21 protein-coding genes and 3 riboswitches are annotated in these 25,816 nt (G+C 47.2%); of the genes, 13 read left to right on the top strand and 8 right to left on the bottom strand.

Annotated elements, in window-relative coordinates; genetic code table 11:
* Positions 1–40: 40 nt before the first annotated feature.
* Complete coding sequence (gene citH, locus NYE42_RS19465; protein WP_007407781.1) at positions 41–1,321, bottom strand: citrate transporter CitH; 1,281 nt, start codon at positions 1,319–1,321, stop codon at positions 41–43.
* Positions 1,322–1,521: 200 nt separating this feature from the next.
* On the opposite strand from citH, the gene NYE42_RS19460 reads away from it, so the two are divergent.
* From NYE42_RS19460 to NYE42_RS19450, 3 genes are all read left to right on the top strand, one after another.
* The gene (locus NYE42_RS19460; RefSeq protein ID WP_342497142.1) at positions 1,522–3,573 is read left to right on the top strand and encodes a catalase; all 2,052 of its coding nucleotides are present in this window, start codon (positions 1,522–1,524) and stop codon (positions 3,571–3,573) included.
* A 260-nt stretch (positions 3,574–3,833) separates the two neighbouring features.
* Positions 3,834–4,142 (top strand): hypothetical protein, encoded by a 309-nt coding sequence (locus NYE42_RS19455; RefSeq protein WP_015418528.1) that lies wholly within the window; start codon positions 3,834–3,836, stop codon positions 4,140–4,142.
* 140 nt (positions 4,143–4,282) lie between these two features.
* Positions 4,283–4,957: a DUF3298 and DUF4163 domain-containing protein gene (locus NYE42_RS19450; protein ID WP_136803217.1), complete on the top strand. Its 675-nt coding sequence runs from the start codon at positions 4,283–4,285 to the stop codon at positions 4,955–4,957.
* A 45-nt stretch (positions 4,958–5,002) separates the two neighbouring features.
* Here NYE42_RS19450 and NYE42_RS19445 read toward each other — a convergent pair whose 3' ends face one another.
* Positions 5,003–6,196, bottom strand: a complete 1,194-nt coding sequence (locus NYE42_RS19445; RefSeq protein WP_136803218.1) for a NupC/NupG family nucleoside CNT transporter — start codon at positions 6,194–6,196, stop codon at positions 5,003–5,005.
* Positions 6,197–6,329: 133 nt separating this feature from the next.
* Positions 6,330–6,430: riboswitch (purine riboswitch) on the bottom strand.
* Positions 6,431–6,791: 361 nt separating this feature from the next.
* Between NYE42_RS19445 and NYE42_RS19440 the strand changes: the two genes are divergently transcribed.
* Positions 6,792–7,673 (top strand): methyltransferase domain-containing protein, encoded by an 882-nt coding sequence (locus NYE42_RS19440; RefSeq protein WP_327941829.1) that lies wholly within the window; start codon positions 6,792–6,794, stop codon positions 7,671–7,673.
* Between the two features lie 33 nt (positions 7,674–7,706).
* On the opposite strand, the gene NYE42_RS19435 is transcribed toward NYE42_RS19440, so the two are convergent.
* From NYE42_RS19435 to pepT, 4 genes are all read right to left on the bottom strand, one after another.
* A complete protein-coding gene (locus NYE42_RS19435; protein WP_015418525.1) occupies positions 7,707–8,843 on the bottom strand; it encodes a 5-methyltetrahydropteroyltriglutamate--homocysteine S-methyltransferase in 1,137 nt (378 codons plus the stop codon).
* A 78-nt stretch (positions 8,844–8,921) separates the two neighbouring features.
* Positions 8,922–9,008, bottom strand: a riboswitch (SAM riboswitch).
* A gap of 84 nt (positions 9,009–9,092) precedes the next feature.
* Positions 9,093–9,569, bottom strand: coding sequence for an LURP-one-related family protein (locus tag NYE42_RS19430; protein WP_095352531.1), 477 nt, complete (start codon positions 9,567–9,569; stop codon positions 9,093–9,095).
* A 102-nt stretch (positions 9,570–9,671) separates the two neighbouring features.
* Complete coding sequence (locus NYE42_RS19425; RefSeq protein ID WP_003150808.1) at positions 9,672–9,839, bottom strand: hypothetical protein; 168 nt, start codon at positions 9,837–9,839, stop codon at positions 9,672–9,674.
* 576 nt (positions 9,840–10,415) lie between these two features.
* On the bottom strand, positions 10,416–11,648 hold the full coding sequence (pepT, locus tag NYE42_RS19420) for a peptidase T (RefSeq protein ID WP_014419238.1): 1,233 nt from the start codon (positions 11,646–11,648) through the stop codon (positions 10,416–10,418).
* A 210-nt stretch (positions 11,649–11,858) separates the two neighbouring features.
* On the opposite strand from pepT, the gene galE reads away from it, so the two are divergent.
* On the top strand, positions 11,859–12,875 hold the full coding sequence (galE, locus tag NYE42_RS19415; protein ID WP_352426658.1) for a UDP-glucose 4-epimerase GalE: 1,017 nt from the start codon (positions 11,859–11,861) through the stop codon (positions 12,873–12,875).
* A 46-nt stretch (positions 12,876–12,921) separates the two neighbouring features.
* Here the strand turns inward: galE and NYE42_RS19410 are convergent, their stop codons facing one another.
* Entirely contained in the window at positions 12,922–13,461 is a 540-nt protein-coding gene (locus tag NYE42_RS19410; RefSeq protein ID WP_119834765.1) for a DUF4352 domain-containing protein, read from the bottom strand.
* Between the two features lie 345 nt (positions 13,462–13,806).
* Positions 13,807–13,908: riboswitch (guanidine-I (ykkC/yxkD leader) on the top strand.
* A gap of 65 nt (positions 13,909–13,973) precedes the next feature.
* Here NYE42_RS19410 and NYE42_RS19405 point away from each other — a divergent pair.
* The 4 genes from NYE42_RS19405 (at position 13,974) to NYE42_RS19390 (ending at position 18,029) form a co-directional block, all read left to right on the top strand.
* A complete protein-coding gene (locus tag NYE42_RS19405) occupies positions 13,974–14,810 on the top strand; it encodes a YitT family protein (protein WP_003150818.1) in 837 nt (278 codons plus the stop codon).
* Between the two features lie 166 nt (positions 14,811–14,976).
* On the top strand, positions 14,977–15,870 hold the full coding sequence (locus NYE42_RS19400) for a helix-turn-helix domain-containing protein (RefSeq protein WP_151280904.1): 894 nt from the start codon (positions 14,977–14,979) through the stop codon (positions 15,868–15,870).
* Positions 15,871–15,986: 116 nt separating this feature from the next.
* The gene (ugpC, locus tag NYE42_RS19395; RefSeq protein WP_095352556.1) at positions 15,987–17,087 is read left to right on the top strand and encodes a sn-glycerol-3-phosphate ABC transporter ATP-binding protein UgpC; all 1,101 of its coding nucleotides are present in this window, start codon (positions 15,987–15,989) and stop codon (positions 17,085–17,087) included.
* Positions 17,088–17,186: 99 nt separating this feature from the next.
* Complete coding sequence (locus tag NYE42_RS19390; protein ID WP_012118785.1) at positions 17,187–18,029, top strand: polysaccharide deacetylase family protein; 843 nt, start codon at positions 17,187–17,189, stop codon at positions 18,027–18,029.
* Positions 18,030–18,064: 35 nt separating this feature from the next.
* Here NYE42_RS19390 and NYE42_RS19385 read toward each other — a convergent pair whose 3' ends face one another.
* Positions 18,065–19,408 (bottom strand): 2-hydroxycarboxylate transporter family protein, encoded by a 1,344-nt coding sequence (locus NYE42_RS19385; RefSeq protein ID WP_352426657.1) that lies wholly within the window; start codon positions 19,406–19,408, stop codon positions 18,065–18,067.
* A 502-nt stretch (positions 19,409–19,910) separates the two neighbouring features.
* Here NYE42_RS19385 and NYE42_RS19380 point away from each other — a divergent pair.
* The 4 genes from NYE42_RS19380 to cydC are packed head-to-tail and all read left to right on the top strand — an operon-like array spanning position 19,911 to position 25,747.
* A complete protein-coding gene (locus NYE42_RS19380) occupies positions 19,911–21,317 on the top strand; it encodes a cytochrome ubiquinol oxidase subunit I (RefSeq protein ID WP_007407763.1) in 1,407 nt (468 codons plus the stop codon).
* Positions 21,301–22,317 (top strand): cytochrome d ubiquinol oxidase subunit II, encoded by a 1,017-nt coding sequence (gene cydB / locus NYE42_RS19375; RefSeq protein WP_053104103.1) that lies wholly within the window; start codon positions 21,301–21,303, stop codon positions 22,315–22,317. The genes NYE42_RS19380 and cydB overlap by 17 nt, the downstream gene beginning before the upstream one ends.
* Positions 22,317–24,020, top strand: a complete 1,704-nt coding sequence (cydD, locus tag NYE42_RS19370; protein WP_012118782.1) for a thiol reductant ABC exporter subunit CydD — start codon at positions 22,317–22,319, stop codon at positions 24,018–24,020. Before cydB ends, cydD begins: the two co-directional genes overlap by 1 nt.
* A complete protein-coding gene (gene cydC / locus NYE42_RS19365; protein ID WP_144664741.1) occupies positions 24,017–25,747 on the top strand; it encodes a thiol reductant ABC exporter subunit CydC in 1,731 nt (576 codons plus the stop codon). Before cydD ends, cydC begins: the two co-directional genes overlap by 4 nt.
* Positions 25,748–25,816: the final 69 nt, after the last annotated feature.

Here is a 25,816-nt window from a genome sequence, read left to right as displayed (position 1 = left end):
GTACAGAAAAGGATTTCCGCTGGCGGAAATCCTTTTTTAATTAAAACGAAATAATCCCAATCAAAAGCGCCGCAATCGTCATCACAATCGTTGTCCCCACGGCCCATTTGATGGTGAATTTTTGATGATCGCCAAAGCTGACGCCCGCCATTCCGACCAATAGATAGGTGGATGGCACAAGCGGGCTGAGCAGATGCACCGGCTGGCCCAGCAAGGAGGCTCTTCCGATTTCAGCGGCGTCTATTCCGTAAGCGGAAGCGGCTTCGGCGATGATGGGAAGCACACCGAAGTAAAAGGCGTCATTTGACATGAAAAAGGTGAAAGGCATGCTGGCAATCGCAGTGATCAACGGCAGGTGCGGGCCCATGGCATCAGGGATGAGGGAAACGAGAGAATGCGCCATCGCATCCACCATTTTTGTGCCGGAGAGAATGCCTGTGAATATGCCTGCCGCAAACACCATTGAGACAACGTTTAACGCATTACCCGCATGCGCTGAAATCCGTTTCTGCTGCTCTTTGACATTTGGATAGTTGATCATCAAGGCGATGGCGAACGCGATCATAAAAAGAACAGGGATGGGAAGCAGGCTGGTGATCAGCGCGGCCATCAGGGCGACAGTGAGCATCAGGTTGAACCATTGGAGAGCGGGACGCTTCAGCGGCGCCGCCTCCGGATCAGAAGACGGCGCGTGTTCAATTGAAATGACACCGAGCCGCTTCCGTTCTTTTTTTCCGAGGAGATAAGCAACGGCGATCACCCAGAGAACGCCGGCAATCATAGCGGGAATCAGCGGCGTAAAGACTTCCGACGTGTCCAATTTCAAGGAAGCCAAAACCCTCGCCGTCGGCCCGCCCCACGGAATAATATTCATGACGCCCGAACCGAGCATCGCGATCCCCGCCAACACCAAACGGTTCATGCCGAGCCGTTTGTAAAGGGGCAGCATTGCCGCAATCGTAATCATATACGTTGTTGTCCCATCTCCGTCCAGCGAAATGGTCATCGTCAGAACCGCTGTGCCGATGGCGATTTTTAACGGATCCCCTTTGACAAGCGATAGAATTTTGGCAATGAGGGGATCAAACAGACCTGAGTCAATCATAATGCCGAAATACAGGATGGCGAATAACAGCATGATCCCGGTAGGAGCGAGGTCTGTAACGCCTTGAATCATCATCTCGCCGAGATCTTTGCCAAATCCGCTGATCAGGGCAAACACAACTGGAACGACAATCAAAGCAATAAGAGCGGAAAGCCGGTTAGACATAATAAGGTACATAAAGACAATCATCATCACAAAACCGAGTATGGCAAGCACGATATGACCTCCCCTGTTCAACAGCTATTTAGGTAAGCGCTTTCACAATTTATTTCTGTGAAAATGGCTTATTTCAAAATGTGTATGACCGCATATGTAAATACAGACCTAAAATCCTAATGAGCGGATCAGCAGTTTATATGAAGAACGCCGCGGGTAAATGTGCTGTAGAATGTTTCGTTTTAAAAGGGGGAACTGACATGAGTGATGATCAAAACAAACGAGTAAATGAACACTCAAAGGACGAACAGCTGGAGCAGTACCGGTCTGATAACAGCGGCAAAAAAATGACGACCAATCAGGGGCTTCGCGTGTCTGAGGATGAACATTCTTTAAAAGCGGGCGTCCGCGGCCCCACGCTGATGGAGGATTTTCATTTTCGTGAAAAAATGACGCACTTTGACCACGAGCGGATTCCGGAACGGGTCGTTCATGCGCGCGGGTACGGCGTTCATGGGCATTTTCAGGTGTACGAACCGATGACGGAATATACACGGGCGAAATTTTTGCAGGACCCGTCCGTCAAAACGCCTGTTTTCGTCCGTTTCTCAACAGTGGCGGGTTCCAAGGGGTCAGCCGACACCGTCCGTGACGCCAGGGGATTTGCGACGAAGTTTTATACTGAAGAAGGGAACTATGACCTCGTCGGAAACAATATTCCGGTGTTCTTCATTCAGGACGCGATCAAATTCCCGGATCTCGTTCACGCCATAAAACCGGAACCGCACAATGAAATGCCGCAGGCTGCGACGGCTCATGATACGTTCTGGGATTTTGTCGCTAATAACCCTGAGTCGGCTCACATGGTCATGTGGACGATGTCTGACCGCGGCATCCCGCGAAGCTATCGGATGATGGAGGGCTTCGGCGTGCATACGTTCCGTTTCATCAACGAGAAAGGAAAAGCGCGCTTTGTAAAATTCCACTGGAAGCCCGTGCTCGGCGTTCATTCCCTCGTATGGGATGAAGCGCAGAAAATTGCCGGGAAAGATGCCGATTTCAACCGCCGCGACCTGTGGGAAACGATTGAAAACGGCGGCAAAGTCGAGTATGAGCTCGGTGTTCAGATGATTGACGAAGAAGATGAATTTAAGTTTGATTTCGATATCCTTGATCCGACGAAGCTGTGGCCGGAGGAGTTGGTTCCCGTCAAGCTGATCGGAAAAATGACCCTTGACCGCAATCAGGACAATGTCTTTGCGGAAACGGAACAGGTCGCCTTTCACCCGGGAAATGTCGTGCCGGGCATTGATTTCACCAATGATCCGCTTCTTCAAGGCCGGCTTTTCTCTTATACGGATACACAGCTCATCCGTCTTGGCGGGCCGAATTTTCACGAGATTCCGATCAACCGGCCGGTCTGCCCGTTCCATAACAACCAATACGACGGCTACCACCGGATGACGATTAATAAGGGTCCCGTCGCCTATCATAAAAATTCCCTGCAGAACAATGATCCGTCGCCGGCTTCAGAAGAAGAAGGCGGATACGTTCATTACCAGGAAAAAGTAGAAGGCAGAAAAATCCGCCAGCGCAGCGAGAGCTTCAATGACTATTTTTCTCAGGCGAAGATGTTCTGGAACAGCATGTCTCCCGCCGAGAAAGAACATATCATCTCCGCGTTCTGTTTTGAAGTCGGAAAAGTGAACAGCAAGGACGTGCAGCAGCAGGTGGTTGATGTCTTCAGTCACGTCGACGCCGGGCTTGCCGAGCGTGTTGCGAAAGGAATCGGCGTGAACCCGCCGCCGAAGGACCGTGAATCTGATGAAACGTTCACTTCCCCGGCCTTAAGCCAGGAAAACACGGTGAAAACGGCAGCGACAAGGCAGGTCGCGGTGTTAACCGACCACGGGTTTTCTGATGAGAAAGTCAAACAAGTGCTTGAGGCATGCAAACAGGCGGGAGTCAGAGCCGATATCATCAGCCCCGCGCTGGGAACCGTCAAGGGGGAAAACGGTACGGAGCTGAAAGCGTCAGCCACTTTCCTGACAGCGGATTCCGTCCTGTACGACGCTGTTTTCATTCCGGGCGGTAAACAAAGCACAGACAGCCTCAAAGCCCAAAAATCGGCCAGAGACTTCGTCAGCGAAGCTTTCAGCCATTACAAAGCGATCGGCGCCTCCGGTGAAGGAAAAGAACTTCTCGCCCTCGCCGCCGGAACCGAAAACAGCCCCGGCCTTGTTCCGGACGGAAACCATGAACAATTTCTGAAGGCCGTGGCTGAGCATCGGCATTGGGACAGAAACATATAAGAATGAAAAAGCGCCTTTTATGAGAGGGGCGCTTTTTCCTTGTGAAAGTGAAATATCTGAACGAAGCATTAATATTGGGAGAAAACGAAAATGGCTTCCGTGCAAATCCGTATCTTCCGCTGTCCGGGACATTCAGACAACAGTTTTAGAGAGTCAGGGCATTGCATTATTTAAAGGGTTCTGACTGATGGTGAAATGATCTTTGGTTTACTTCCGCTCTGTGTTTGTGTATCTTAGGGGTAGATTTTCTGGAGGAGCGAATGATAGTGAAGCCGTTTACCGAAAAACAACTTGAAGAATATTACCGGCGTGACGAAAACATGATGATTTTGGTGTTTGCCCAGTGGTGCGTCAATCATGACCTTGATCCGATGGCCATTTACAGCAAGGCTTATCCCGGACAGCCTTTAAACGAAGAGCTGCGAAAAACGGCTGAAGAGCTTGTCGTGCCGAAGGAGGAATCAGAACCGATTCCTGATCAAACCGTTATCGGTGTTTTGGAGATGTTCGGCAACTCCGATTTGGCGGAAGCCGTTTATGAAGCCATTGCGCAAAGACCTTCACGGTAAAAGAGGCGTGGATTTTCCATGTCTCTTTTTTTCATGGAGAAAATGTGAAAGAAGGCCCAGAAACAATTTCCTGATCCGCGCTGTCTATAGAGTGTAACCCGTTTTCAAAAAGGGAACGGTAATGAAAAGGAGGAGTTATGATGAAAAAGGCATTCAAAACGATGGCGGCCGTGCTCTTAACCGTGCTGACAGCCGCGCCGTTCGGAGGTTTCGCGCCTTCAGCCGAGGCCGCGCAAACCGCAAAGCCCGTTGTCAAAAGCCATACGTATAAGCATGTAAAGCAGCTGACATACCCCGAGGTCACAAATACGGGAAACGCATCTTTTGAAAAGAAAATCAATCAGGACTTCAAGCGCTATATTGAACAATCGTACCAAGAATATGTGAAAAACAAAAAAGACGGTGAAAAACAAGGCTACAAAGCGGAATACCAAACAGATTTCAAGGTGAAGTATAATCAAGACGGCAAGCTCAGCATTCAGACGGAAGACTACAGTTACACAGGCGGCGCACACGGGCTGACATCCGTTCAGACCTTTAATTACGACTTGGCCGCAAAAAAACGGGTCACACTCGATAATGTGCTGAATACAAAAACGAAAGCTAACAAAACGAGAGACTATCTTTACGGCTACATCAAGAAACATGACGATCTGTTCGATCAGGACGTTAAAAAACAGGAGATCATCCTGAATAATGAAAGACCTTTCTTCTTTACGAAAAACGGCATTGCCGTTGTGTTCGGACAATATGATCTCGGGCCGTACGCGGCAGGAATCCGGGACGTTTTCGTACCTGCATCCGTCTATCAATAAAAAAAAGCGATATCACTCCAAAACGGAGCGGTATCGCTTTTTCTATTACCAGACAAACAATCCGACAATCGCCGCGCTCAATAAGGAAACGGCAATTCCGCTGACAAGCAGCTTCCAGACGTTTTTTCCGATGATGGCTGATTTTTCACCATCAAGCAGAGATTGATAAGATCCGTAGATCATACCGATGGTGCTGAAGTTTGCGAATGATGTCAGGAATGTCGTAGCCACGGCAATCGTGTGCGGCGGAAGTGAATTCAGCTGCCCTTTCAGATCGGCCATTGCCACAAATTCATTCGTCGCGAGCTTGATGCCCATCAGCTGTGCGACATACATCGCGTCATGTACACCTAACCCGAGAAGGAAGGCAAACGGACTGAAGATGTATGAGAAAATCTTTTGAATGGTCAACCCGTGCATGAACAGCCCGAGTACGCCGTTTAACGCGGCCGTTAACGCCACATAGCCGATTACCATCGCTAAAATGACAATGACCATGTTCATGCCGACAAGCATACTGTTAGAAATCGTGGAGAAGAAGTCTTTTTTCTCCGCTTTTGAAGGAACGTAAATAATATCATCCTCTTTAGAAACGTCCACGGGATTCAGCATATTGGCGATTAAAAGCGCGTTTAAGCAATTCAGCGGGATGGCTGTAAACACATAAGTGGACGGAACCATCGTCAAGTATGATCCGATGATCGAGCCGCTGATGCTGCTCATGCTCATCAGCCCGAATGTCAAAAGCCGATTGTTGCTGACGGCGGCAAGCTGCTGGCGGATGACGGCTAAAGCTTCCGTATTTCCTAAAAACATCATCTGGATGGAGAAAAAGCTCTCCAGCTTCGGCAGACGGGATATTTTAGAAATCAGCCAGCCGATTTTATCAATGAGCCACGGCAGAATACCGAAATACGACAGCATATCAAAGAAGGTCACGACGAAGATAATCGGCAGCAATGCGCTGAAGAAAAAATCAACCGTCGAATTGGCCATGACAGACGGAAAAGCGAACGCAATCCCTTGACTGGCGCAGGAAATCAGCCATGTAAAGAACGCGCCGATCTTCCCGATGACAAAGCCGCCGACTTTTGTCCCTAACATAAACCAAGTAATCAGAAACTCAAAGACGAGGAGCATGACAATCGGACGCCATTTAATCTTCTTCTTGTTGGGAGAGCATAAGAAAACAACAGCCATGACAACAATGAGACCGACAATGTTCAATAAAAAGTACATGTGAGCAACTCCTATAAGGGTATTATGGAAATAAAAAAAACTCTTATTCGTCACAAATTCCTGAAAGCCAGAAAGTGTGATAAATAAGAGCCAAAAGAAAAGAATACAGCGTCATATGCTTTTCACTCGTTCAAATTTATGCAAACTTTCTTGTAGTCTAGTCTTTTACGGCACTAGGTAGAAACAATCAGACCATATTACTGATCATATACAAGAATAACGATATTACATGAGATAGCAGTATTTTATCGTTTCAATTTTTGAAAATCAACCTTTTTAGATATTTTCAAAATAATAAATTTATATTATAAATAAAGAAAATAAAGGATGTTCATGGTAATTGGATAATAAAGGTATAAAAAACCCCTGAAAACCGTTCCGGTTCATTGTAAAGACGGGATGCAGCTGATAAAATGGATCTGAGGGCACAGCCTTCAAAAGACGGCAGAAAAGGGGTCATTTTCGTGATCATCCAGTTCATTCGTTACAGATAATGAGAGGTATAGATGAATAGGTTAAACCTTCCAATTCGGCAAGGTTTATTTGTCTATGCCTTTTTCATTTCATCGGAATAACGAATGAATGAGGTGTTTTTTTGACGTCTATAAAAAGAAAACGCGCGGAATTACTGCAATCATGCCAGTCCGTGTTCAGGTGTCCGCTATGCCGGTCGGCCATGGCGGTCTCACAATACCGAAGCTTGATTTGCGGACAGGGGCATACATTTGATATATCAAAACAAGGATATGTGAATTTCCTCAATAAATCGGTCAAAACCCGCTATGACAGGCAACTGTTCGAAGCGAGACGCGAGCTTTTTGACAGCCGGGAATTTTTTGCGCCGGTTCAAAAGGAGATTGCTGCCATCATCACCCATATTCAATCTCCGCAAACATCAGCGGCGATATTGGATGCGGGGTGCGGAGAAGGGTCTCATTTAGCCGCCGTATGCAAATTGCTTCAGCCTGCTTTTTCCGTGACGGGAATCGGCATTGATCTCTCGAAAGAAGGTGTGCTGCATGCCGCAAAGGCCTTCGGGAATCATAGGGTGTTTGCCGTCGCTGATGTGGCGGATGCGCCGTTTGCCGACAGCTGTTTTGATGTCGTGATGTCTGTTTTATCACCTTGGAATTACAAGGAATGCAGCAGGCTTTTACGAAAGGGCGGCACAGTCATTAAAGCGGTGCCGCGGCGTGATTATTTGAAGGAAGTAAGGGAATTCTTCTTCGGAGACAGCCCTCGGCGGAATGACACCGGCGATTCTGCGGCCGGACGATTCCAAGCGGGCTTTCAAACCTTTGAGCGCAAACGGCTGTGTTACACGAAGACCTTATCGCAGCCTGACCTCGAGCGGCTTGTGAAAATGACGCCCTTAACATGGAAATGTACTGATGACAGCATCCGGCGGTTTATCAGCCGGAAAGAGGCTGCTGTCACGATAGATATCGATATTTTAATCGGAACCGGTCCGCTGTAAAACGGAAAAGACACGCTGATCGCGTGTCTTTTTTTATTTCCAGACTTCACCGGCAATGTTGACGACATGGCGCAGTTTTGCCCATTGCTGTTCTTCTGTGATCAGGTTTCCTTCCTCAGTGGAGGCGAATCCGCATTGCGGGCTGAGGCAAAGCTGGTCCAGGCTGACATATTGTGAAGCTTCTTCAATCCGGCGTTTAATCGCGTCCTTGTCTTCAAGTTCGCCGTGTTTCGACGTAATCAAACCAAGCACAAGCTGAAGATCAGAGCGTTTGACATAACGGAGCGGTTCAAAGCCGCCGGAGCGGGAATCATCATATTCCAGGAACAATCCGTCAAGGTCAAGCCCGTCAAAAATCGTTTCAGCCGCTGCATCATAGCCGCCTTCAGCCGTCCATGTGGATTGGAAGTTGCCGCGGCAGATATGCATCGTAACCTTCAGATCGTCAGGGCGGTCCTTGATGGCGTCATTAATGGAAGCGGCAAACAGCTTGCGCAGCTCATCCGGCGTCGTGCCGAAAGCTTCAATCTGACGAAGCCCCGCTTCTGATAAGAAAACGGCCCATGCGGTGTCATCGAGCTGAAGGTAGCGGCACCCGGCGTCATAGAAAGCTTGAATCGCTTTTTTATACGCTTTTGACACATCGTGCTGAAATTGTTTGTAATCATTCTGGTAGGACGCTTTTTCCAATTTTCCGCGGAAAAACAGCATATTCGGACTTGGGATGGTCATTTTCGGAACAGCATCGCCGGCAATGCTGTGCAGGAATTTATAATCTTCGAGCATCGGATGCTGAGAAAAATCAATGTCTCCCGTTACTTTAATGCCGCGCGCTTTCGTCTGTACGTTGTGAAACTGAATGCCGCTTTCAGGCGTAAACGCTTCGACGCCGTCTAAATTTTCGAGAAAATCAAAATGCCACCAGGCACGGCGGAATTCGCCGTCAGTCACGACATTGAGGCCGGTTTCTTTCTGCTTTTTCACACTGCGGATGATTTCTTTGTTTTCGATTTCGCGCAGCTGTTCTGCCGAAATCTCACCCGCCGCTCTTTGCAGGCGGGCTTGCTTCACAGCCGCCGGCCGCAGCAGGCTTCCGACTTGATCCGCGCGAAACGGCGGGTTTTTTCTTAGAAGCGTATGCAATGGTTGTTCTGTGTTTTGCTGTGACATGAACGATTCCTTCTTTCCTGATGAAATATAAAAAAACTCTTCCCTCGGATAGGGAAGAGCTTGCGTCCGCAAATCTCAACCTTATCTTCAGGATTTAGCACCATTCTGCTGAACAGCGGTTGCCGGGTATCATAGGGCCAGTCCCTCCACCTCTCTTGATAAGGAAATATGCTATTTTTCAGAATAAACTGTATTACTATTAATCTTAGTATGTTTTCTCATATTGTCAATATATTTCGATAAATATTTTTATTTGTCACCCTCAAATAGAATCATATCTATCACAATGGCGATCGCGAGACAAAGAACGATATCCTCTTCCTTTTCAATCTGCAAATGATAGGAATCGCCCCAGCTCATCCATGATTTGGTGACAGTCATCCGGTTTGATTTTCCGTCTGTCACTTGAAAATTCCGGCCCCACACATCGCCGGTAAGATCCCAGCCGAGTCCGGAAATTTCAAATTTCGGTTTGAAAAGCGTGACTTTCTTGATGACTTGGCAGACGGGTTTGCCGCTGACGGAAATCTCGTAACGGGGAACGAACGACATCAGTTTCTGATTGACGCTGGCGTGCGTGCGGCCGTCCAAATCAGTCAGCTTCAGTTCATCACCGAATGAAAACAGCTTTCCTTCAACATTGTAGACTTCTTTTCCGCTTTCAAGAAACACTTGAAAACGATTCTTAAACGTAAACATTCGCTCTTTGATGTAAAAATGGTACATAAAAAAACTCCTTTTTTATGTTGTACGAAAAAAGGAGGCGGTTGGTTTCATATCGGCCGGGTGCATAAAAAAAGGCTGCCGATTTTGCGGCAGCTGTCGTTTTTATGATAGCGGCATCCGGCGTTTTTGACGGATCGCATTTAAATCAATGATGTTATTCGTGTCGGCAGCTGTCACCAGCGGGCTTGTCTTTGGCGTTTTCCGGCGGTTGTCCTTACTGAAAGAGAAAACAAGATACCCTGTCAAAGCAGCAAAAATAAGTAGCATCATTTTACATACCTCCCAAAAAAAGTTTTGGTATTATTATTGTACGAAAAAACAAACGAAAAGTATTCAAACAATTGTCACTTTTTTAAAAAATAACGTCATTTTCCGTAAAAATGACTATGGGTTGAAGAAGTTTTGCTCTTGTTGTGGTTCTATAGATTGTATCGGCTGATGAATGATGATCGTTTATATAACTTTTTTACTATTTTTTGTAAGCATCAAATTAACTACTTCAGTGTTTTCGTTTGCCTTGTGTTATTCAGTACCCTAAAAAATCTTATAATATGCAAAATAACTGCTTCTAACAGATGACTGCAGGATGACAGCGCTTTCTTTATTTTTTTAAAGAAAACGAGATGTTATCTTAAAAAAATCGTTTGAACATTTTCCGCAGTTTTTTAAAAGGGTTTGATTTCGTCTCCAGAATACGCGGGTCTTTTAAGGTTTTTTTCAATTCTTTCGCTACAGTCCCTCTTGCCATAGTCTTCACTCCTTCTTTCCATTTCATACCTTATATACGGAAAGAAAGAAGGAAAGGTTTCATGTGAAAGAAAAAAACCAAAGCAGGGGGCTTTGGTTTTAAGCGCGCTCTTCAAAGAGCCTGGCGATTTCAACAATGACGTTTACCGCCTTTTCCATATGATCGACGGAAATGTATTCATATTTTCCGTGGAAGTTTTGGCCGCCCGTAAAAATGTTCGGTGTCGGCAGCCCCATGTAAGAGAGCTGTGATCCGTCGGTTCCGCCCCGGATCGGTTCGATAATCGGTTCGATGTCGAGGTTTTTCATGGCTTGATAGGCGACATCGACTATCTCTTTGACCGGTTCGATTTTTTCTCTCATGTTGTAATATTGATCACGCAGTTCAAGCTTGATGCTTTCCTTGCCGTATTTGGCCGCCAGCGCATCGGCGGTTTTCTGCATATATTCTTTTCGTTCTGCAAAGCGGTCTCTGTCAAAGTCTCTGATGATGTACGACAGGGCGGCTTCAGAAACGTCTCCGTTCATGGAAAGTAAATGATAGAAGCCTTCATACCCTTCCGTATATTCCGGCGCTTCTTCTTTCGGCAGCGCGTGATGAAATTCCATCGCGATTTTTGAAGCGTTGACCATTTTGTTTTTCGCCGTTCCCGGGTGGACGCTTTTTCCGTAACAAGTAAGCTTTGCGGCTGCTGCGTTAAAGCTTTCATATTGCAGTTCGCCGAGTGGGCCTCCGTCTATCGTGTAGGCGAATGCGGCGTTGAAGCGGCCGACATCGAATTTGTGAGGGCCTCTGCCGATTTCTTCATCGGGCGTGAACGCGACCCGGATCGTTCCGTGTTTGATGTCCGGATGTTTGATCAAGTACGCCATTGCCGTCATGATTTCGGCAATTCCCGCTTTGTTGTCGGCTCCGAGCAGCGTCGTGCCGTCTGTTGTGATCAGCGTCTGGCCTTTATAGCGGGAGAGCTCCGGGAATTGCTCAGGCGACAGGACGACATTGAGTTTGTCATTTAAAACGATATCATGTCCGTCGTAGCTCTCAATAATCTGAGGATTCACATTTTTTCCGGTAAAATCGGTCGCGGTGTCCACGTGAGCCAGAAAACCGACAGTCGGCACGTCTTTATCCGTATTCGCCGGCAGAGTCGCCATGACGTACCCATTGTCATCGACTGTGATTTCTGTCATGCCGATCGACTTTAATTCATCTGCCAGCATGTTGGCCAATGTCAGCTGGCCGGGGGTTGAAGGGCAGTTTTCATTGTTTTCGTCAGACTGTGTATCGACTTTTACATAAGAGGTAAAGCGTTCAATGATTTCATTTTTCATACCGTCATCTCCTTTGTCTTATCTTACCATGCGCGGGGGAGGGATTTCTATTTCACAACCCGTTTGAATCGAGGGCTCTGTGTTTTACACGAATGAAAATAAATTATGAAGAAACGATGACTAAACGATTAAACTTTTTGGAAATGGATGATTGAGGAAGAAAAAACCGATATAATATGGTCAATTCATTCAATAGAGGAGGCTTTCTTCATGGCGATTTTAGTGACAGGCGGAGCGGGTTATATCGGAAGCCACACATGTGTCGAGCTGTTAAACGGCGGCTATGACATCGTGGTTCTGGATAATCTGTCAAATAGTTCACCGGAAGCATTGGAGCGTGTGAAAGACATTACCGGAAAAGGGCTTGTGTTTTATGAGGCGGATATCCTTGACCGTGATGCCGTTCACCGGGTGTTTGCTGAAAATGAGATTGAAGCCGTCATTCATTTTGCGGGATTAAAAGCCGTCGGTGAGTCTGTGGCTGTTCCGCTCCGTTATTATCATAATAATCTGACAGGAACGTTTATTTTATGTGAAGCCATGCAGGCACACGGTGTGAAAAAAATCGTCTTCAGTTCTTCAGCGACGGTTTACGGCGTTCCGGAAACAACGCCGATCACTGAGGATTTTCCATTAAGCGCGACCAATCCTTACGGGCAGACAAAGCTGATGCTGGAACAGATTTTACGCGATCTGCATAAAGCGGACTCTGAATGGAGCATTGCGCTGCTCCGTTACTTTAATCCGTTCGGCGCGCACCCGAGCGGGCGGATCGGAGAAGACCCGAACGGCATCCCGAATAATTTAATGCCGTACGTCGCCCAAGTCGCTGTCGGCAAGCTTGAGCAATTGCAGGTGTTCGGCAATGATTATCCGACAAAGGACGGCACCGGCGTGCGGGATTACATCCATGTCGTTGACCTTGCCGAGGGCCACGTCAGAGCGCTTGAGAAGGTGCTGAACACAACAGGCGCGGATGCCTATAATCTCGGCACGGGAAAAGGCTACAGCGTTCTTGAGATGGTCAAGGCGTTTGAAAAAGTATCAGGAAAAGAAGTGCCGTACCGTTTTGCCGACCGGCGCCCGGGAGACATCGCCGCATGCTTCGCAGACCCGGCAAAAGCGAAGGCTGAATTAGGCTGGGAAGCAAAGCGCGGGCTTGAAGACATGTGCGCCGACTCTTGGAAGTGGCAGTCCTCCAATGTGAACGGGTACCAAAAGGTATAAAAAGAAAGAGACCTTCAAATGGTGAAGGTCTCTTTTATTACGGTCATTATTTAATTTTCACTTCAACATCGTTGCTGAACTTTAATTTCCAAGTGCCTTTAGAGTATGCGTTTTTATCAACTTCAAAAGCTTTTACGTCCGTAACTTTAATGTTCGGGTTCAAGTCACTTAAAATTTTACTGTTGTCTACTTTTGTTTCTGTTGCATAGCTTGAAGAAGCATCAATATCTGAATCATAGGATGTTCCTTTAGAATCTACTAATTTCGCTCTTGGAATGGAGAAAGAGCTTAACGGCTTGTTTGAAACATTTTTAACTGTGTATTGAACAGCTACGATAACGCCGCCGTCAGATGCTTTTTTCTCGACAAATTGAGAGCCTACTGAATCTCTTTTTTCCACTTTCGTAACAGTAACTTCTGTTTTTTCAGTCTTAACAGTGTCACCGATGTTATACAGTTTTTCCTTGGATTCCGCAGCTTTTGAAGACGCGGTTTTAGATGATGAAGATCCGCCTCCGCCGCCGATGTTTACGAGAATGATAATAACCACTACTGCCAGAAGCAATGTGATAATTTTATGTCTCATAAAAAAGTTTCTCTGATCTTTACCGCAGTTTGGGCATTTTTTAACGCCTTTAGCGATTTCTTTGCCGCATGCCTTACAAGACACCAGGTTGCCTGCCATAATATTTCCTCCTATGTAAACTATTTCTTGAAAACTACATACTATAATGCCTGTAAAATAACCTATAGTCAATAATATTTTGAGAAAAAAAGTATTTTAATGATTTTTTAGTCATGTATTTTAGTGCCTTTTTTAGTATCGGCAGATCGTTCATATTTTTTATACGTTTATTGAAAAAAGAGTGGTTGAACATGTTCGTGATTTCCCGTATAATCTTGAAAGATATACAAAAACTGAACATAAAAAACAGTGGTTTTCTAGGGTTCCGCAATGCTGAATTGGTCTGGACCGAGAGAAAACACACAGCAGGTTCCTGCTGTGACACGTTGGGATAAAAGCCCGGGAGTTTCTGCTCTTTTAATGAAGAGTGCTCTCCCGGGCTTTTTTGATTTTATATAAAGGGAGTGTCTGGGATGAAAAAGAGATTGCTGGATGTGCTGATGCTGATTATTGGGGCTTTTATCTTTGCTTTGGCCGTTAATTTATTCGCCATTCCGAATGATCTTGGAGAGGGCGGGGTAACGGGAATCACCCTGATCTTGTACTATGTGTTTGAATGGTCGCCCGGGGTGACGAATATCATTTTGAACGGGATCTTATTGATTATCGGATATAAATTTTTAGACGGAAAAACAACGCTTTATACGATCATTACCGTTGTCGCCAACTCACTGTTTCTGCATCTGACGCATGATTGGCACTCGCCTTCACATGAACTCATTATTAATACTATTTTTGCGGGTGTGTTTGCCGGTGTCGGAATCGGGATCATTATTCGAGTCGGAGGCACGACTGCGGGTTCTGCCATTTTGGCGAGGATTGCGAACAAATATCTCGATTGGAATATCAGCTATGCGCTTTTGTTCTTTGATCTGATTGTCGTCTTCAGTTCTTATTTCATCATCGGTGCAGAAAAAATGATGTTTACCATTGTCATGCTGTACATCGGAACGAAGGTGATGGACTTTATCATTGAAGGCCTGAATACGAAAAAAGCGGTGACGATTATATCTGAGCATAAGCACGAAATCGCCGAACAGGTCAACACGCTTATGGACAGAGGGGTTACGCTGCTGTCGGGTAAAGGAAATTACACGGGGCAGTCGAAGGAAATTTTATATATCGTCATCCAGAAACAAGAGCTTTCCATGCTCAAAAAAATTATTAAAAGCTGTGATACAAAAGCGTTTGTCATTGTTCATGATGTGCGTGACGTCTTTGGTGAAGGCTTCGTCGATATCTCTAAATAAAAAGGAACCCTCTGCCGGCGCGGAGGGTTTTTTTCTTATGCCGGCAGAAGCGGTTATGATCCGTTTCCCGGGAAATAGCCTGAAAGCTGTTTCTTAAAACGAAGTGGATACAATCGGCCGGACGTTTTATACTGAAAATATGATAGAGCGATAGAGAGGAGCGCATATGAACCCGTTATTGGCAATTTACCCGAGGGCTGTGTTGTCTGATACGTGCTGTACGGCGGAGGATGTCTTTTGCTTTTATGATGAGAAAAGGCGGGTCTATGTCGCCATTCCGAAGGAGGATATCACCCCGAAGGAGAAACTGCTTCTGGAATCACTTTTGACGCCCGCTGAAGAAAAAGGCGATTTTTTTCCGGAGACGGCGGCAGCAAAGAGGTGGCGGCGTTTTCTGCTGGAAGAAGGCCCGGTGCCTGATGTCAAGGAGCCGCGTGTCCGTTTTATCCATTATGACTTATTGGGAGAACGGGACTGGGGGGCATTTACCGAAGCGCTGCGCCATTTCTGGCCGGTTTCATATACAGTTGTCCGGACGGGAAGGGATCAGGGCGTGATTGTGGAGGAAGAAAAGCTGGAAGCGCCAGATTCGGATGACATCGCATCTTTTGTGAAGATTCTCGAAGGCGATTTTTATTTCAGTGTCCGTTTTTTCATCGGAAGGTATTACGGCGCGGGAGAACGTCTGCGCCTTCATTATCGGAGAGAACAGCAATATTGTCAGATTGGCCGGCGTTATCTCCCGCAGCTGAGCACGCTGACCGCGGAAACGGTATTTCCGGCCATGCTCACGGAAGAAAGCAGAGAAAAGCTCTCAGCCTTGCTTCACGAAGAAGCGGTGCTGCTGTTTCAGAAAGAACCGGAGCTGAAGCATACGATTCAGACTTTTATTGAACATAACTCGAACATGTCGCTCACATCGAAAAGACTGCATTTGCACCGCAACAGTCTTCAATATCGGATTGATAAATTTGCGGAACGCTCGGGTATTGATATTAAGACATATCGGGGCGCCCTGTTGGCTTATTTCATTTGTCTGCAGTATGAAAAATCACATTAAATGGGAAATGTGCACGAAGGCAGCGGACTTTTTTTATGAACATTGCCTATATCCGCCGCCGTGTGACGCTGTTACAATCCTATTTAAGAAAGCGTTTACAAAAAGGAGGAGATGACATGGCGGAACTTCGGCTGGAGCATATTTATAAGTATTACGATCAAAAAGAAGCGGCTGTCGATGATTTTAACCTTCATATTCAAGATAAAGAGTTTATCGTGTTTGTCGGTCCGTCGGGGTGCGGCAAGTCGACAACATTGCGGATGGTTGCCGGGCTGGAAGACATTACGAAGGGCGATTTCTATATCGGTGACACGAGAGTGAATGATATCGCTCCTAAAGACAGGGATATCGCCATGGTGTTTCAAAACTATGCGTTATATCCGCACATGACGGTCTATGATAATATCGCTTTCGGTCTGAAGCTGAGGAAGATGCCGAAACCTGAGATAAAAAAACGGGTCGAAGAAGCGGCGAAAATGCTTGGGCTCACAGAGTATCTGCACCGCAAACCGAAGGCGCTCTCCGGCGGGCAGCGGCAGCGGGTTGCATTAGGCCGGGCGATTGTCAGGGACGCCAAAGTGTTCTTAATGGATGAGCCGCTGTCAAATCTGGACGCAAAGCTTCGGGTGCAGATGCGGGCAGAAATTATTAAGCTCCACCAAAGGCTGCAAACAACCACAATCTATGTGACGCACGACCAAACAGAAGCACTGACGATGGCGACACGCATCGTAGTCATGAAGGACGGAAAAATTCAGCAGATCGGCACACCGAAAGACGTGTATGAACATCCCGAAAACGTATTTGTCGGCGGGTTTATCGGCTCCCCAGCGATGAACTTTTTCAAAGGAAAGCTGACGGACGGCGCCATTCAGATCGGTTCAGCCGCTCTCAGCGTGCCGGAAGGGAAAATGAAAATGCTCCGGGAAAAAGGGTATGCCGGCAAAGATGTTATCTTCGGCATCCGCCCGGAAGACATACATGATGAGCTGATTGTGGTAGAATCCTATAAGAAGTCATCCATCACAGCTAAAATCAATGTCGCGGAATTGCTCGGGTCAGAAATTATGGTTTATTCCCGGATCGGGGATCAGGATTTTATCGCCCGGATTGACGCCCGCCATGACATACGTGCCGGTGAGGAATTGACCGTCGCTTTCGACATGAATAAAGCTCACTTTTTTGACAGTGAAACAGAAATCAGAATCCGCTCATAACGCAAAGCCGGACAGCTGGATGTCCGGCTTTTTTGATGTAACAATTTATGACGCATAACCGATATAAAAAGTAAATAGAAGACAGAAAGCAGGAAAACGATGAAACGCATGATCATGTGCATGTGCCTTTTGGCTGCCGTGTTTACGCTTGCCGCCTGCTCGGGCCATGAGGCAAGCGCCGAACAAAGCATTCCGAAGGCAGAAGCGCACCACGATAAAAAGTCTGTAAAGCGCCAAATCAAAAAAGAGCCGGATACGTCCGCCTGGGTTCAAACGAAAGGAACGGCAAGACTGCCGATTCTGATGTACCACAGCATTTCTGAGGGAAACAGCCTGCGTGTGCCGAAGGAAGAATTCCGGCAGCATATGAAGTGGCTTCATGATCACGGCTATTATACGATGACTCCTGAAGAGGCCTATCTGATGCTGACGGAGGATAAGGAGCCGCGTGAAAAATGTGTTCTGATCACATTTGATGACGGCTATACCGACAATGTGAAAGCGGCCTATCCCATTTTAAAGAAATACAAGATGAAAGCGACAATCTTTATGATCGGAAACTATATCGGGCATAAGAATCATCTGACTGAGAAGCAGATGAAGGAGATGGCCGCCCACGGCATTTCCATTCAGAGCCATACGATGAACCATCTCGAATTGAACGGGCTCACACCGCAGCAGCAGCGACGTGAAATGAAGGACTCTAAGCGTTTATTTGATCAAATGTTCGGGCAGCGGACGTCTATGATCAGCTACCCTGTCGGACGATATAATAAGGAAACATTAAAAGCCGCCGCCGCGTCAGGCTACCGTATGGCGGTTACGACGGAGCCGGGAGCGGCGTCAAGAGATCAGGGGCTTTACGGGCTTCACCGCGTCCGTGTATCGCCGGGCATGTCCGGGGCGGCATTCGGCTCTTATATTCAAAATGTGATGAAATAACAGAGCCTCCGCATATGCGGAGGCTTTTTTTCAGTTTAATAGAATTGATGAAGCAGCAGAAGGGTGACACTCACGGTAATCGCTCCGCCGATTCTGGTCGACACTTGGGCGAACGGCATAAGCTCAAGCCGTTCAGCGGCGCTCAAGATCGCGACGTCGCCGGTGCCGCCCTGGCCGGAATGGCAGGCATTAATAATCGCCGTCTCAATCGGGTACAGATTCAGCCATTTTCCGATCAGAAAACCGACGGCCATCATCGTGACGACGATTGATAAAATGGTAATGATGTTGCTGATCGTAAATGCCGCAATCAGCTTGTCCCATGGTGTCATTGAAACGCCGATCGCAAATAAGAGCGGATAGGTCACGGCTGTCGAGAAAAAGCGCGAGACGCCGAAGGCTCCGTTTTCAATCGAAGCCGGCGCCAGCCTGAACAGCTTAATGAGAACGGCAAGGACGAGCATCACGACAGGAGCCGGAAGCTGAAAGAAATCATGCGCCAGCATGCCGACCAAATAGAGGGAAACCGCTAAAATACCGCCTGAAGCGAAAAAGGACAAATCAAACGTTTTATCATTGGCCGGCTGTTCCAATGCGGGAGCGGAATGATCAGACTTATCAACCTTCCCGTTGCCCGTCCATTCCGGTTTGCGTTTCCCGATGACATTCAGCAAACCCGATAACATAATGGCGCACAGGCTGCCGAGCATGATGGACGGCAGCACAAGCGCAAAGGCGTCTCCCTGGGACATCGGCATAATATCGGAGTAGCCGATGGATAAAGGAATCGCGCCTTCACCGACACCCCCCGCCATAATCGGAACGACAATATAAAGCAGTGTGTGCTGAAAGCCGAGCCCGAGCAGCGTCCCGACGCATAAGCCGACTATGGCGGCCGCGATCGAGCCGGCGATCAGCGGAATAAAAATCTTGACGAAAGCTTTGACGAGCGTCTCTCTTTTCATCCCAAGAATACTGCCGACGACGATACCGGCAATAAATAAATAGAGAAAGTTGGAGCTTTCTGTGAATTCTGTTGTTGAAGTAATAATGTCTTTCGGAAGCAGGTGGTAGTAGACGACAGCGGATGGAATAAAGGTTGTGAGAATCGCAGGGCCGCCGATGGAACGCACGATCGGAATGGATTTTCCGACCTGGCCGAAGGTAAATCCGAAAAAACTCATGACGGCAATTGATGTCAGAATGTCGCTTTTTACATCACGGCTCATGACAAACACCGTAATAAGCAAGAAAAGCAGGATATAGATAGGAAGAGGAATAATGCCGATTCTTATATTCATTGCTCTGGCAAACCAGTTATCAGTCCGTTCCTGTTTTTGGATTGAATCCGTTTGCAATTTTGGTTGAAGTTCTCCCATGCTTGTTCCCCCAGTCGTTAGGTAGTGAAAAAATATCCCCATTTAAAGTATACTAAAAAATTTAAATTGTTCATATATTATGAATTTACTAGAGGGCATGCTTTCTTCACATTTTCTTTCTCAAAATGTCGATTTGGCGGGATTTTTCACCGAGAAAAGCATTTTGTTCGCCACACGAATAAAAAAGAGGTACGATATCAAAGGGACAAATATCCTAGGTGCTGACATAAAATCTCTACAAATCCGACAATAATCGGTCACAATTTCAGCCTTATTTTAGGTATATTGATCTTTTTTTTTAGGCTGAATCGTTGTAAAGTAATGATATTGAATCATTTCTATGACAGCCGCTGTCCCCCAGGGTGTACAGGCTGATATTTCAATAGTTTTGACGAATTTGTGAAACATTGAGCAAATATATCATTTTTTGTGAAATACCGAGCAATGATTTCGCTATGTTTGTGAAGTGTTGAGCAATTTACCAGATTGGAGGAAAAACATCATGAGTGAGTTGGTATTAGCCCGCATTCAATTTGCATCTACAACATTGTTTCACTTCTTGTTTGTGCCTTTGTCTATCGGGCTTGTGTTTATGGTTGCTTTGATGGAGACGCTTTATGTTGTCAAAAAACAAGAGACCTATCTCAAAATGGCTAAATTTTGGGGGCATCTCTTTTTAATTAACTTCGCTGTCGGCGTCGTCACAGGGATTCTTCAGGAATTCCAGTTCGGATTGAACTGGTCTGATTATTCCCGTTTTGTCGGAGACGTATTTGGGGCTCCGCTTGCGATTGAAGCGCTTTTGGCGTTTTTTATGGAGTCTATTTTTATCGGATTATGGATTTTCGGCTGGGACCGTTTATCTAAAAAAGTGCATTTGCTTTGCATTTGGCTTGTATCTTTCGGAACGATTATGTCATCTTTCTGGATTTTGACGGCAAACTCATTCATGCAGGAGCCGGTCGGCTTTACGATTAAAAACGGCCGAGCGGAAATGAATGATTTCGGGGCGCTTTTGACAAACCCTCAGCTTTGGGTTGAATTCCCTCACGTCATTTTCGGGGCGCTTGCGACGGGTGCTTTCTTTATCGCCGGTGTCAGCGCATTTAAATTATTGAAGAAAAAAGAAGTGCCTTTCTTCCATAAATCTTTCAAGCTTTCGATGATTGTCGGTCTGATCGCCGGTATCGGCGTTGCGTTCAGCGGACATATGCAGGCTGAGCATTTAATGGAATCGCAGCCGATGAAAATGGCTGCCAGTGAAGCGCTTTGGGATGACAGCGGTGATCCTGCCGCGTGGACGGCTTTTGCGAACATTGATACGAATAAAGAAAAAAACACATCAGAAATTTCAATTCCTTACGCACTCAGCTACTTGGCTTACCAGAAGTTCAGCGGCAGTGTGAAAGGGATGAAAACACTTCAAAAAGAATATGAAAAAACGTACGGAAAAGGCGACTATATCCCGCCTGTCAAAACGACGTTCTGGAGTTTCCGCATTATGGCGGGAGCGGGCGCGCTTATGATTTTTGCCGCGATTGCCGGCTTTATTCTGAACCGCCGCAAAAAGCTTCATACGAGCAAGTGGTATTTACGGGGCATGATCGCGCTGATCGCATTCCCGTTCATTGCGAACTCTGCCGGTTGGATTATGACTGAAATCGGCCGCCAGCCGTGGACGGTCATGGGACAAATGACGACCGCACAATCCGTTTCGCCTAACGTAACGACGGGATCTCTGCTGTTTTCAATTATCGGCTTCGGCGTCATGTACTTGATTTTAGGCGCGCTGCTTGTCTTCCTATTCGTTCGTGAAATTAAAAAAGGTGCGGACCATGATGATCACAAGGATGTTCCTGTATCAACGGATCCGTTCAGTCAGGAGGTCTACCATGGGGTCACTTCATGATCTTTGGTTTGTACTCGTTTCAGTTTTGTTTGTCGGATTTTTCTTTTTAGAAGGTTTTGACTTCGGTGTCGGCATTTCGACCCGATTTCTTGGCCATAATGAATTAGAACGCAGAGTGCTGATTAACACCATCGGCCCGTTCTGGGATGCGAATGAGGTATGGCTGCTGACAGGTACGGGAGCGATCTTCGCGGCATTCCCGAACTGGTATGCGACGATGCTGAGCGGATATTATATTCCGTTTATCATCATCCTTCTTGCTTTAATGGGCCGCGGCGTGGCGTTTGAATTCCGCGGAAAAGTGAATCATTTAAAATGGGTCAAAACATGGGACTGGGTGATTTTCTTCGGCAGCCTTATCCCGCCATTTGTATTCGGACTTATTTTCACAAGCTTGTTCCGCGGTGTGCCGATTGACGGACATATGAACATTCACGCAGGTTTTTCAGATATTGTGAACGTGTATTCCGTTCTTGGCGGAGCGGCCGTCACCCTTCTTTCATTCCTGCACGGTTTAATGTTTATCACCCTGCGCACGATCGGTGATTTACAAGAGCGTGCGAGAAAAATGGCAAAACGCGTAATCGGTGTTATCTTTCTTGTTGTACTTGCTTTCTTTGCGATGTCTGCATACGATACGGATATGTTTACACGCCGGGCAAACATCACGATTCCGGTATTCGTGCTGATTGTCATCTGCAACGTTCTTGCCGTTGTGTTCATGAGCAAGAAAAAAGACGGCTGGGCATTCGGTATGACCGGCGCGGGTCTTGCTTTGACAGTTGCGATGATTTTTATCTCTCTGTTCCCGCGCGTCATGGTCAGCTCGCTGAAAAGCGCGTATGACTTAACAGTAGCTAACGCGTCTTCCGGTGATTATTCACTTAAGGTCATGACAATTGCCGCACTGACTTTGCTGCCGTTTGTCATCGGCAGTCAGATCTGGAGCTATTACGTCTTCCGGAAACGCGTCAGCCATAAGGAGCCTATGACTTATTAATGGGAAAAGACCTGTTTCTTTATAAAGGAATGAAGCGGATTCTTGCGATCATTACGGGATTAACGATTATACAAACGGCCGCCATCATCTTGCAGGCGGAATGGCTGAGCCAGGCGGTAACCGGATTATTTAACGGGAAGCGGATTGCTTCTCTTTATCCGGTTATCGGCTTTTTCCTGCTTGCGTTTTTGGTCCGGCATGCGGTGACAACGGTCCGGCAGAAAATCGTGTACCAATATGCCGCGCAAACCGGCGCAGACTTAAGAAAAAGATTTCTTGAGCAATTGTTCCGTCTCGGCCCCCGCTTTGCGAAAAAAGAGGGGACAGGCCGGATGGTGACGCTGGCGATGGAAGGCATCAGCCAGTTCCGCCGTTATTTAGAGCTGTTTCTGCCGAAAATGGTCAGCATGGCGATTGTGCCGGCTGCCGTTGTTATTTACGTGTTTTTTCAGGATAAAACATCGGCTTTGATTCTGATTCTTGCGCTTCCGATTTTGATTGTATTTATGATTCTGCTCGGACTTGTGGCACAGAAAAAAGCCGATCGCCAATGGAAGTCCTATCAGACGCTTTCCAATCATTTCGTGGATTCGCTCCGCGGACTGGAGACATTGCGGTTTTTAGGATTAAGCAAATCACACAGTAAAAATATCTTTCATGTCAGTGAGAGATACCGCAAGGCGACGATGAGCACGCTCCGGGTCGCGTTTTTATCATCATTCGCCCTGGATTTCTTTACGATGCTGTCGGTGGCGACAGTGGCGGTGTTTCTCGGCTTGCGGCTGATAGACGGACAAATTCTGCTCGGACCGGCATTGACCGCGCTCATTCTCGCGCCTGAATATTTTCTCCCGGTCCGCGAAGTGGGGAATGATTACCACGCGACGTTAAACGGGCAGGAGGCGGGGAAAACCATTCAAGCGATTTTGGCGCAGCCCGGTTTTAAAGAAGAAAAGCCGCTCGAACTTGATACGTGGACTGACGGGGATGAATTACAGCTTACGCGTTTGTCCGTCCGAGAATCGATGTCTGAATTTCATCTGTCCTTCAAAGGGAAGAAGAAAATCGGGATTATCGGGGAAAGCGGTGCGGGAAAATCGACACTCATTGATGTGCTGGGCGGCTTTTTAGAGCCTGCGTCCGGTGAGATCAAGGTAAACGGTGAATCCCGCTCACATCTGCAGTCGGACGGCTGGCAGAAGCAGCTGCTTTATATTCCGCAGCACCCGTACATTTTTGATGACACGCTTTTGAATAATATCCGGTTTTATCATCCTGATGCTTCGCGTGAGGAAACGGCGCAGGCCGCTAGATCGGCGGGTCTTTCCGGACTGATCCGTGATCTGCCCGGCGGTCTTGACGGCCGGATCGGCGAGGGCGGACGGGCGCTCAGCGGAGGGCAGGCTCAGCGTGTCGCGCTGGCCAGAGCCTTTTTAGGAAACCGGCCGATTCTCCTTTTGGATGAGCCGACCGCTCACCTTGATATTGAAACAGAATATGAAATAAAAGAAACGATGAAAGACCTGTTTGAAAACAAACTTGTCTTTCTGGCCACTCACCGTCTTCACTGGATGCTTGAGATGGACGAAATTATCGTGCTTGATGACGGCGCAGTGGCGGAAATCGGCACCCACGACGAATTGATGGCGAAACAAGGCGTATACGCCAAACTTGTAAAGGCGCAACTGGGGGAAAGAACATGAGAAAAGAAGAATGGATTCTGCCGTATATGAAGCAAAATGCCCGTTTGTTTGTTCTTGTGATTTTTTTAGGCGCGGTGACGATTTTTTCGGCGGCCTTTCTCATGTTCACTTCCGGTTTTTTGATCTCTAAGTCGGCGACCAGGCCTGAGAATATCCTGCTGGTGTACGTTCCGATTGTAGCCGTGCGGACCTTCGGGATTGCCCGTTCAGTCTCACGGTACGCCGAGCGTCTGACGGGGCACCATATCATTCTGAAAATCGTGTCCGACATGAGGGTGCGGCTTTACAATATGCTGGAGCCGGCCTCGCTCATGCTTTCATCCCGTTTTCGGACGGGCGACATGCTCGGCATTTTGGCTGAGGATATTGAGCATTTGCAGGATGCGTTTTTAAAAACGATTTTTCCTGCGGTTTCCGCTTTGCTGCTGTATGCGGCATCCGTTATCGGACTCGGCTTTTTTTCCTGGCCGTTTGCCGCTTTTGCGGCGATTTACCTGTTTATATTGGTTGTATTGTTTCCGGTTGTGTCGCTTCTTGTGACGAGAGCGAAAAACATGAGGCTGAAAAGCGGCCGGAATACGCTCTACAGCCGGCTGACAGATGCCGTGCTCGGCGTGAGCGACTGGATGTTCTCGGGACGCCAGGCGGCCTTTATTTCCTCTTATGAAGAGAAAGAGAAGGCATGGTTTGATCTTGAAAGCAAACGTCAGCGGTTTACGAGATGGCGTGATCTCGCCGCGCAATGTCTTGTCGGCGGCTTCATATTGATCATGCTGTTCTGGACGGCGGGTCAGTATGCGGACGGCAGCATCGCCAACACGATGATCGCGGCCTTTGTGCTTGTCGTATTTCCATTGACAGAGGCGTTTCTGCCCCTTTCGGATGCGCTGACGGAAGTGCCTTCTTATCAGGATTCCATCAATAGAATGAGTCAGGCGGCTCCGGAGCTGCGAAGTCGTGAGGTGAAGCAGACAGATGAGAAACTGGATGTATCTGATGTGACACTTACATTTGATAACGTGACGTTTTCTTATGATCAGCACAGTCATGTGCTTGACCGTTTTTCCTTCACTCTCCGCCAAGGTGAAAAAATGGCGCTGCTCGGCAGGAGCGGCTCCGGTAAGTCGACCTCTCTCGCTTTAATTGAAGGCGCCTTAGTTCCCGATTCGGGCAAAGTGATGCTGAATGGGCTGGAAACTGCGGCCGTGCAGGAGCAGATTTCCTCAGCGGTGGCCGTTTTGAATCAGAAACCTCATCTCTTTAACACGAGCATTATGAACAATATCCGGCTCGGAAACGGCAAGGCGAGTGATGAAGATGTTAAGCGTGCGGCTCGGCAAGTGAAGCTGCATGATTATATTGAATCACTGCCTGACGGATATGAAACGTCCGTGCAGGAGACGGGGATTCGTTTCTCAGGCGGGGAACGGCAGCGGATCGCGCTTGCCCGTATTCTTCTCCAAGACACGCCGGTCATTATCCTTGATGAACCGACGGTCGGCCTTGATGCGGTCACTGAACGCGAATTGCTTGATACGATTTTTGATGTCTTTAAAGAGAAAACGATTCTCTGGATTACACACCATTTAGCGGGTGTGGAAACAGCCGATAAAATCGTCTTTTTAGAAAATGGAAAAGCAGAAATGGAAGGAACCCATCAAGAGCTGCTTGCAGAAAACGAACGGTACCGGAAGCTTTACCGTCTTGATGTTCCGATCAGAACATAAACAGCCGCAAGCAAGCGGCTGTTTTTTTTGTGCGGTTTAAAATCTCTTCTTGTTTGGAATATAAATAGG

Source organism: Bacillus sp. FSL K6-2865 (assembly GCF_040311405.1).
Taxonomy (GTDB): domain Bacteria; phylum Bacillota; class Bacilli; order Bacillales; family Bacillaceae; genus Bacillus; species Bacillus velezensis.
Note: the sequence above shows the minus strand (reverse complement) of the source record. Positions and strands in the feature narration are given on the sequence as shown.